General features: G+C 39.4%; 10 protein-coding genes. 5 read left to right on the top strand and 5 right to left on the bottom strand.

What is annotated here, in order from left to right; translation table 11 throughout:
- Window positions 1–41: 41 nt before the first annotated feature.
- Window positions 42–2,063, bottom strand: a complete 2,022-nt coding sequence (gene metG, locus GQR46_RS11750) for a methionine--tRNA ligase (protein ID WP_007582537.1) — start codon at window positions 2,061–2,063, stop codon at window positions 42–44.
- A 187-nt stretch (window positions 2,064–2,250) separates the two neighbouring features.
- Here metG and apbC point away from each other — a divergent pair, with 187 nt between their 5' ends.
- Together apbC and dcd are read left to right on the top strand one after the other, a co-directional pair.
- Window positions 2,251–3,327 carry an iron-sulfur cluster carrier protein ApbC gene (gene apbC / locus GQR46_RS11755; protein WP_165741044.1) on the top strand — a complete coding sequence of 359 codons (1,077 nt, stop codon included), beginning with the start codon at window positions 2,251–2,253 and terminating at the stop codon, window positions 3,325–3,327.
- Between the two features lie 6 nt (window positions 3,328–3,333).
- Window positions 3,334–3,918 carry a dCTP deaminase gene (gene dcd, locus GQR46_RS11760; protein ID WP_007582539.1) on the top strand — a complete coding sequence of 195 codons (585 nt, stop codon included), beginning with the start codon at window positions 3,334–3,336 and terminating at the stop codon, window positions 3,916–3,918.
- A gap of 229 nt (window positions 3,919–4,147) precedes the next feature.
- Here dcd and GQR46_RS20670 read toward each other — a convergent pair whose 3' ends face one another.
- Together GQR46_RS20670 and GQR46_RS11765 are read right to left on the bottom strand one after the other, a co-directional pair.
- Window positions 4,148–4,300 carry a helix-turn-helix domain-containing protein gene (locus tag GQR46_RS20670; RefSeq protein WP_346766802.1) on the bottom strand — a complete coding sequence of 51 codons (153 nt, stop codon included), beginning with the start codon at window positions 4,298–4,300 and terminating at the stop codon, window positions 4,148–4,150.
- The gene (locus GQR46_RS11765; RefSeq protein WP_240922904.1) at window positions 4,284–5,072 is read right to left on the bottom strand and encodes a DJ-1/PfpI family protein; all 789 of its coding nucleotides are present in this window, start codon (window positions 5,070–5,072) and stop codon (window positions 4,284–4,286) included. The genes GQR46_RS20670 and GQR46_RS11765 overlap by 17 nt, the downstream gene beginning before the upstream one ends.
- Before the next feature lie 99 nt (window positions 5,073–5,171).
- On the opposite strand from GQR46_RS11765, the gene GQR46_RS11770 reads away from it, so the two are divergent.
- Window positions 5,172–5,735 (top strand): cysteine hydrolase family protein, encoded by a 564-nt coding sequence (locus tag GQR46_RS11770; protein ID WP_024592527.1) that lies wholly within the window; start codon window positions 5,172–5,174, stop codon window positions 5,733–5,735.
- Between the two features lie 48 nt (window positions 5,736–5,783).
- On the opposite strand, the gene GQR46_RS11775 is transcribed toward GQR46_RS11770, so the two are convergent.
- Together GQR46_RS11775 and GQR46_RS11780 are read right to left on the bottom strand one after the other, a co-directional pair.
- The gene (locus GQR46_RS11775) at window positions 5,784–6,566 is read right to left on the bottom strand and encodes a CLCA_X family protein (RefSeq protein WP_165741045.1); all 783 of its coding nucleotides are present in this window, start codon (window positions 6,564–6,566) and stop codon (window positions 5,784–5,786) included.
- Between the two features lie 20 nt (window positions 6,567–6,586).
- Window positions 6,587–7,183, bottom strand: coding sequence for a tRNA-uridine aminocarboxypropyltransferase (locus tag GQR46_RS11780; protein WP_165741046.1), 597 nt, complete (start codon window positions 7,181–7,183; stop codon window positions 6,587–6,589).
- A 137-nt stretch (window positions 7,184–7,320) separates the two neighbouring features.
- On the opposite strand from GQR46_RS11780, the gene GQR46_RS11785 reads away from it, so the two are divergent.
- The gene (locus GQR46_RS11785; RefSeq protein WP_007582543.1) at window positions 7,321–7,665 is read left to right on the top strand and encodes an Hpt domain-containing protein; all 345 of its coding nucleotides are present in this window, start codon (window positions 7,321–7,323) and stop codon (window positions 7,663–7,665) included.
- A gap of 105 nt (window positions 7,666–7,770) precedes the next feature.
- Entirely contained in the window at window positions 7,771–8,988 is a 1,218-nt protein-coding gene (locus GQR46_RS11790; protein ID WP_010554238.1) for a pyridoxal phosphate-dependent aminotransferase, read from the top strand.
- Window positions 8,989–8,998 lie beyond the last annotated feature (10 nt).

Here is an 8,998-nt window from a genome sequence, read left to right on the forward strand (position 1 = left end):
AAACCGCTGATGTATCAGCGGTTTTTATTGTATGAGTAATATTACATTACGCGCATACCAGGCTCTGAGCCGTCATCTGGGTTAAGAATATAAATTTCTTTTCCGCCAGGACCTGCTGCTAATACCATGCCCTCAGACATACCAAAGCGCATTTTACGAGGCTTAAGGTTAGCGACCATAACGGTTAACTTACCTTCGAGATCCTCTGGTGCGTAAGCTGATTTAATACCTGCAAACACTTGGCGAGTTTCGCCGCCTAAATCAAGTGTTAGCTTAAGTAGTTTATCAGCGCCTTCTACGTGCTCTGCTTTAGCAATTTTAGCTACGCGTAAGTCTACTTTTGCAAAGTCATCAAATTCTATTTCGTCGCTAATCGGCTCTTTTGCAAGTGGGCTGTTAGGGTCAATAGTTACTTTTGGCGCTAAGCTTTCTTTAGATTCTTCAACCATTTTATTTACTTTATCCATTTCAACACGCTGCATTAACGGTTTAAATTTATTGATAGGGTGGCTTACGAGAGCATTTTGAACGCCGTCCCATGCAAGGTCGTCATTTAAAAATGCTTGTACGTTGTCGGCCATTTCTGGTAGCACTGGTTTTAAGTAAGTAATTAAAACGCGGAACAAGTTAAGACCAAGAGAACACACTTCGTGTGCTTCTTGTTGCTTAGTTTCGTCTTTAATTAATACCCAAGGTGCTGCGCCATCAATAAATTGGTTTGCTTTGTCGGCAAGCGCCATTATTTCGCGAATTGCGCGGCTGTAATCGCGGTTCTCATAGTGTGTTGTAATGCTAGGTGCAGCCGCTTGAAACTCTGCTAACAGCTCTGGTTGCATAATAGTGCTGCTTAGCTTGCCATCAAACTTTTTAGTAATAAAGCCAGCACAACGGCTCGCTATGTTTACTACTTTACCTACTAGGTCTGAATTTACGCGTTGTGCAAAGTCTTCTAGGTTTAAATCAAGATCAACAATACCGCTGCTTAATTTTGCTGCGTAGTAGTAACGTAAGTACTCTGGGTTTAAGTTATCTAAATAAGTACGCGCTTTAATAAACGTACCCTTTGATTTAGACATTTTTTCGCCATTTACAGTAACAAAACCATGAGCGAATACGTTAGTTGGCTTTCTAAAATTAGCGCCTTCTAACATTGCTGGCCAAAATAAGCTGTGGAAATAAATGATGTCTTTACCAATAAAGTGATAAAGCTCAGCGTCTGAACCTTCAGCCCAAAACTCATCAAAGTTGATGCCTTTTTTATCACATAGGTTTTTAAAGCTCGCCATGTAACCAATAGGTGCATCTAACCAAACGTAAAAATATTTGCCCGGTGCATTTGGAATTTCAAAACCAAAGTAAGGCGCATCACGGCTAATATCCCACTGCTGCAGGCCATCGGTAAACCATTCGTCTAGCTTGTTAGCCATTTCTTGTTGAATAGTGCCCGAGTGTAACCACTCTTTTAGCATGCCTTCAAATGCTGGCAGGTCAAAAAAGTAATGTTCAGAATCTTTAAGTACAGGCTCTGCACCTGACATTACAGAACGCGGATTAATGAGTTCGGTAGGGCTGTATGTAGCACCACACGAATCACAACTGTCGCCGTTTTGGTTTTCAGATTTACACGTTGGGCAAGTACCAGTTACAAAACGATCGGGTAAGAAAATACCTTTTTCTGGATCGAATAATTGCGAAATAGTGTGCTTTTTAATATGACCGGCATCGTTTAGGCGGTTATAAATAAGTTCGCTTAATTCTTTGTTTTCTTGGCTATGCGTGCTGTGGTAGTTATCAAATTTGATATTAAAGTCAGCGAAGTCGCGTTGGCGCTCTATGCTCACTTGTTTTACCATTTCTTCAGGCGTGATCCCTTGCTTTTGCGCATTAAGCATAATTGGCGTGCCGTGGGCATCGTCTGCGCAAACATAATAAGCTTCGTGGCCCTGTAGTTTTTGAAAACGTGACCAAATATCAGTTTGAATATATTCCAATAAATGACCTAGGTGAGTAGGGCCATTTGCATAAGGTAATGCGCTGGTAATCAGGATCTTTCGCTGCGTCATAATCATTCCGAATTGAGGATAAAACGCCGTTTTTATTATACAAACGGCAATTATCATTAATTTATCTACAAGCTATCTGCTTAGAGTGCGCACAGCTTATGGATTTTTATTAATTGACTGGTGTTAATGCCCTGAATGTTACATAATTCCGTGGCACTTTTCATCAAAGAAACGCTATTTAATTGCTATGTTTGGACTGTCGAAACTATTCTCTTCTAAATCGGTGCAAAAACAACCGATTATTACTGCCTTAGCGGCATATCGTAGTGCGGCTTTTGCCGTCGGTATTGACGAAAGCTTCATTAATACTATTACTCAAAATGACGATAAATCACTACAAATCAAATTAACTCTGCCATTTGCTGGGCAATCAGAAATGCCTTTAGTTGAGCAACACGTATGTGAAAGCTTAAATGTGCCTGTAACTATTAGCGCCAAGGTTATCATTAAAGAGGCGGCTAAGTTTAAAGCGATTAAACATATTGTACTTATTGCCTCAGGCAAAGGTGGGGTAGGTAAGTCGACTACTGCTGTTAACTTGGCAGGCGCGCTTAAAAATGAAGGCGCAAAGGTGGGTATTTTAGATGCTGACATTTATGGCCCATCTATCCCAATGCTTTTAGGATTAGTGGGCGCAGAGCCCGTCACTAAAGATAACAAACAGCTACAGCCTTTTGATGCCAATGGCATTAAAGCGCAGTCAATTGGCTTTTTAGTCCCAAGCGATGATGCCACCGTATGGCGCGGGCCAATGGCTTCAGGCGCGCTTAGCCAATTGCTTAACGAGACTGATTGGGGCGAGCTTGATTACTTAATTGTAGATATGCCACCGGGCACTGGTGATATTCAACTTACAATGAGCCAAAAAGTACCAGCGAGCGGCACTGTTATTGTCACTACGCCGCAAGACTTAGCCCTTGCCGATGCGCAAAAAGGCATTGCCATGTTTAATAAAGTAAACGTGCCAGTGCTGGGCTTAATTGAAAACATGAGTTATTACATTTGCAGCCATTGCGGCGAAGCTAACCACGTATTTGGTAAAGACGGCGCACAAAAACTTGCGCACAAGCACGGCGTACCCGTACTTAGTCATATTCCTCTTGCAATAGATATACGCGAGTATTCTGAGCAAGGAAAACTTATTGCCAACGATAACGACGCGGCAATAAGCAAAACATACAGCGCAGCAGCGAGGCTTATAGCCAGCACGCTTTATTATCAACAGCATCACAATGCGATTGAAATTGTGATTACAGAAGATTAGTAAATAATGAGACTTTCAGACACACATATTAATGAATACCTAAGCGATGGTCGCATTGTTATTGAGCCTGCGCCAACAAGTGACATGATTTCAGGCGTAACTGCCGATTTGCGATTAGGTAATAAATTCAGAACTTTTAATGCACACAACGCGGCATACGTCGATTTAAGTGGTCCAAAAGATCAGCTAAATAAAGCCATGGAATCAATCATGAGTGAAGAAATAGTGCTTGATGAAGGTGAAGCATTCTTTTTACACCCAGGTGAACTTGCACTTGCTATAACACACGAAAAAGTAACTCTGCCAGCAGACATAGTAGGCTGGTTAGATGGACGCTCATCGCTTGCGCGTTTAGGTTTAATGGTGCATGTAACTGCGCACCGAATAGATCCAGGCTGGAGCGGTAATATTGTTTTAGAGTTTTACAACTCAGGTAAATTACCACTCGCGCTTCGCCCACTGATGAAAATTGGGGCTATGAGCTTTGAAATGCTATCGGGCCCGTGTGAAAACCCATACAACATCCGTAAAGATGCAAAATATAAAGATCAAAACAGTGCAGTAGCAAGTCGTATTAGTGACGATAAGTAACCACTAAATAAAGCTTTTATTCGTCCATTTTATGAAGCGCATAACCCAGTAGTGCAAAATACTGGTTAAGCGCTTCATTTGCTTTATTAAGTGGGTGCAACAAGTTTGCTAAGTATAAAGATGAAAGCTTTATACCTTTAATTCAATATTTACAATAATAGCCATTTATTTTAATAGTGAAGTGAGAATACAACGGTAATTAATGATTCTTCCCTTTGGTACTATCTATTCAAACAAATCTTTCTTTAAACGCCGTAGGGCTTAATCCGATTATCTTAATAAATACTTTGCGAAAACTGTTTACATCGTCATAGCCAATATTCAGAGCCACTCGCTCAAAACTGTGAGTGGTCGATTCTAATAGCTCACATGCCTTTTGCACTCTTATTTTTTGAATATACTGTTATCGGCTTTAATGTTGTGGCATGGGTAAATTGTCGAAGAAATGTTCGCTCGCTCATACAGGCCAAAGCTGCTAGTACAGAAACATTCAGTGTTTTACTATAATTTGCTTGAATGAAATGCTGAACTAGTAATATTTGTTTATTCCCGTGATTAAGTTTTGGCGAAAAACTACCGTAATAGCGTTGTTCTCTTCTACCCGTATCAACGATAAGAAACTTTCCAAGTGTACGCATAACGTGTGGTTTTGTGAATTGAGCCACGATTTCTAGCCCTAGATCAATCCATGACATCAGCCCACCTGCGCTAATAATATCACCGTCATTAATTAGTAAACTTTCAATCTCAAGAGATACTTTAGGGAATGCCTCATGAAATTCATCAGCTAATTGCCAATGTGTTGTAGCAACACGATTATTTAATAAGCCTGTTTTGGCAAGTATAAATGCACCAGCGCAAGCAGAGCATAATATAGTCCCTTTTTGATGAGCCTCGTTGAGGTATTGCAACAACTTGGGTTGAGGCGTGAAGAAATAATCACCATCTAAGTTTGGTGGGAGAATAATAATATCATTTTGGCTCATCCCATCTAAATCTATATCGGGCTGAATGACCTTTACAGAGAACTGAACTTCAAGCTGGCTTTCTATAACTATCCTGTTTGCCAAAAAAAATAACTCTTTAAAGCCTTGTACTGCACTTTGTAGGGCGTTGGGGTAGTCGATAATTGTGATCTGAACATGCTTTGTCATTTTTAAACTGATTTATGGCTATTTCGCCATCGGTGTAATGAGTTGATGTTTTGCATAATAGTCTCAACAGATAACCTAAACAACATAAGAGAGATTATTATGTCTAACATAGCATTACTACTTATTGATTTACAAAACGATTATTACTCTACATTCGAAGGAGCTAAATGGCCTCTGTCTGGAACTGAAAAAGCCTCAGAAAATGCAGCAATACTACTAGCTCAATTTCGTGATAATGGTATGCCTGTAGTTCATGTTCGTCATGAGTTTCCTTCTGACGAGGCTCCGTTCTTTGTGCCTAACTCTGATGGTGCGAAAATCCATCCTACGGTTACTCCAATTGAAGGTGAGCCGGTCGTTTTAAAGCATCAAATAAATAGTTTTCGCGATACAGATTTACAAAGAGTACTAGAAGAGCTCAACGTTGAAAGGTTGATTATTGTTGGTGCTATGAGCCATATGTGTATTGATGCTGTCACTCGTGCTGCAGTAGATTTTGGCTATGAATGTCATGTAGCACATGATGCTTGTGCTACATTAGATCTTGAATTTAATGGGGTGGTAGTATCTGCACATAATGTTCATCATGCATTTATGGCTGCATTGAGCTTTGGTTATTGTAATGTTCAGAGCACAGACAAATTACTAGATTTAGTTCGCTAACCATTAGTACAGGTAATGGTTTAGCTAAGCATCACTTTAAGAGCTGATTTAATCCATTTTATGAAGCGCATAACCCAGTAGTTCAAAGTACTGGTTAAGCGCTTCATTTGCTTTATTAATATGCTCGATATTTGGGTATATTAAATTACTACTTTTTAAGCCTCCCACTAAAAAACTATTTTTTATACTTGAATGCCGTTCAATACAGGCTTCAAAACAGCGAGCTGCAAGCTCTTCCGGCATGCTCATATAATTCATATTGTGAGCTTTATCGTGTTCTATACACGTTTGTACAAAGTTATTTGCATCAACGCCGTGCTCATCTAAAAATACATGTTTATAAAAACTGTTCAAAGCATTATTAAGTGGGTGCGATAAATTAGGCGTGTTTGAGAGCCATAATTTTGAGGCGAAACCAAATCGGGGTTTAGCTGCAAATAAATGCTCACTTATGTGATGATCAAACGCGTGAAACCATTCATGAGCAAGTGCGCCACCGCCGGCATTTTTTGCAAGAGCAAGCGTTTGAGAAGCCGCATTATAATGTGCTTGCACACCTTTTTGACCGCCATGACCAAATGCAAAATTAAGCTTGCCGCGCAGGCCAATCGCTTTAGGCGGTAAATGCAGTATTTGCGCAAGGTCTGCCAGTGCATCGTAAATTAAATTAGCACTAATATAGCGCTCTTCTTTGGTTACCCATTTACCAACGACCATTGATCTAAAACCAAAGGTATCTCTTATATCGCTAAAATCGACTTGATCTTCAAAGCGATAATCGGGGCCTTGGCGAGTAAAGCCACGTTTTAGTCTGTTTGGGTAACTACGCATTTAAGTTTATGGCACCGTATTTAATCTAAGTAACGTGCTTTTACGTGCTCGGGCATGTGTTGGGTTTGTTTTTGTATTAATTCATCAAGCACATTATAAAGTGGGGCTGGGTCTAGCTGCTCTATAAGCAGTAAACTGTGCGCTACGGCTTCAAGTGTTGAAAGACTGTCGGCCCGAGGAGCTTTGCGAATAGCATAACGGTTTTTAGGCAATTGTTTAAAGCTGACCGTTTTGAACTGATTTAGTAATGGAGTGAGCTGTAAAATTTTATAAGCTTTTTTCCATGTACCATCAACTACTATTAAGTGGGTAATGTTATTTATACTTGCTTGCTCAGCGTTGTCGTCTAAATTTATAGCATTTTCGTTAGGGTAGAGTAAAACAGTAGAGCTCACTGGTAGTGTTTTAAGAATAGAAAAGTCATCATTATTTTCACCTTTGATTATTTGGCAATCAGTTAGGCATAAATTAAGTAGTTTAGCGGTATTTTTTGCTATTTTTTCTTCGCTTGGGTGCTGTAGAATAATAACCTTAACTTTGTTGTTTATATTTGTAATTGCGCTGCAAATACATGTGTTAAGTGCAAAGTTACAATGATTACAAAGTGTGCGTGCCATTTAATAAACTTTTTGTTGCCAGTATGATCCTCGCAATTATACATTTATGAGGTAATTAAGTTGGTTTTTTTTACGCATCAATATAAAGTAGTACTATTAAACTGTAATTTACATGGATTGTTTTAAGGGCTTAAAATATGACAGAAATAAATATTGATACATCAGCATTAGAGAGTATGGAATCGTTATTGGGTGAGCAGTTTGCTGATACACTTGATTTTTGCTGCTCGGAGTTTGAGCGTTTAGGCTCTGAAGTTTTAGCAACCATTGGAAAAGACAGAGAAGCGGCGATTCGTCATTCTCATAGCTTAAAATCTAACGCTGCTCAGTTTGGTGCTTCAAGCCTTGCTGAAGTATCTCGCGTTATTGAACAAAATTTAAACCTAGATAACTTAGCTGAAGCCATCGACGCATCTAATAGCTTAATGGCTCAAGTAACAGGCTCTCAAGCTAAGCTAAATGAATGGTTAGCATCTCGTTAATTATTGAAACTGAAACGTGAATTTATTTCAGTATTAAGCGTTTAAATAGGCTGGCATTTTACGCCTTTACTAGGTTAGTCTAAAGACTCACTAGTCGAGGTAAAAATGTCTGATATTAAAAAGAGTCACAAATTAGAAGGTGTATGTTATGACATTCGTGGGCCGGTTTTAGCGCAAGCTAAAAAAATGGAAGACGAAGGTCAAAAAGTATTAAAATTGAATATAGGTAATCCGGCTGCTTTTGGTTTTGATATGCCAGAAGATATGCACCGAGATATTATCCGCAACTTATATTCAGCCCAAGGTTACTGTGACTCTAAAGGCCTCTATTCTGCCCGCGTGGCTATTTATCAACACTATCAACAACGTGGATTACATAATTTAGATGTAGATAACATTTATATTGGTAATGGCGTAAGCGAACTTATTCAGATGATCACCCAAGCGCTATTAAATAATGGCGACGAAGTGCTTATTCCTGCTCCAGATTATCCACTTTGGACTGCTTCGGTCACGTTATCGGGTGGTAATCCCGTGCATTATTTATGTGATGAAGAGCAAGATTGGTTTCCGGACATTGCAGATATAAAAAGTAAAATCACGTCTAAAACTAAAGCTCTGGTATTAATTAATCCTAATAATCCTACTGGTGCGGTTTACAGTGATGATTTGTTAATGCAATTAATTGATATAGCGCGTGAACATAAACTGCTGTTATTGAGCGATGAGATTTACGAAAAGATTTTATACGATGGTATAACGCATACTTCAATCGGCTCACTTTGCGACGATGTGCCTATTATTACTTTTAATGGTTTAGCAAAAACATACCGTGCAGCGGGGCTGAGAATGGGGTGGATGGTTCTAAGCGGTCGTACCTCGGTAATGGATGATTTACGCAAAGGCCTAGAAATACTTTCATCTATGCGTTTGTGCGCCAATGTACCTGCGCAGTATGCGATTCAACAAGCACTTGGCGGCGTGCAATCAATTGATAGTCTAATAAACCCGGGTGGGCGCTTATATGAGCAGCGTGATATTGCATGGCGTGGATTAAATGATATTGAAGGCATTAGTTGTAAAAAACCTAAAGGCGCACTCTATGCGTTTGCCAAAGTAGATACAGCACTTTTTAACGTCAAAGATGATGAAAAGATGATGTACGATTTGCTAAAAGCCGAAAAAATATTACTTGTGCATGGCAGGGCGTTTAATTGGCCAGATCCTGATCATTTTAGGTTGGTCTTTTTACCAAGCAAAGATGATTTATCGGATGCGATGTTAAAAATGAAGCGCTTTTTTAAAGATTATCGCCAAGTATAGTTATTAAAAA

It is taken from the genome of Pseudoalteromonas sp. Z1A6 (assembly GCF_011378745.1).
In the GTDB taxonomy this organism is placed as follows: domain Bacteria; phylum Pseudomonadota; class Gammaproteobacteria; order Enterobacterales; family Alteromonadaceae; genus Pseudoalteromonas; species Pseudoalteromonas arctica.

Bases quoted from the DNA above. Each gene is read 5' to 3' on its own strand.
- GQR46_RS11785 (WP_007582543.1), top strand. From the start codon at position 7,321: ATGACAGAAATAAATATTGATACATCAGCATTAGAGAGTATGGAATCG.
- GQR46_RS11775 (WP_165741045.1), bottom strand. From the start codon at position 6,566: ATGCGTAGTTACCCAAACAGACTAAAACGTGGCTTTACTCGCCAAGGC.
- GQR46_RS11780 (WP_165741046.1), bottom strand. From the start codon at position 7,183: ATGGCACGCACACTTTGTAATCATTGTAACTTTGCACTTAACACATGT.
- apbC (WP_165741044.1), top strand. From the start codon at position 2,251: ATGTTTGGACTGTCGAAACTATTCTCTTCTAAATCGGTGCAAAAACAA.
- GQR46_RS11790 (WP_010554238.1), top strand. From the start codon at position 7,771: ATGTCTGATATTAAAAAGAGTCACAAATTAGAAGGTGTATGTTATGAC.
- metG (WP_007582537.1), bottom strand. From the start codon at position 2,063: ATGACGCAGCGAAAGATCCTGATTACCAGCGCATTACCTTATGCAAAT.
- GQR46_RS11765 (WP_240922904.1), bottom strand. From the start codon at position 5,072: ATGACAAAGCATGTTCAGATCACAATTATCGACTACCCCAACGCCCTA.
- GQR46_RS11770 (WP_024592527.1), top strand. From the start codon at position 5,172: ATGTCTAACATAGCATTACTACTTATTGATTTACAAAACGATTATTAC.
- dcd (WP_007582539.1), top strand. From the start codon at position 3,334: ATGAGACTTTCAGACACACATATTAATGAATACCTAAGCGATGGTCGC.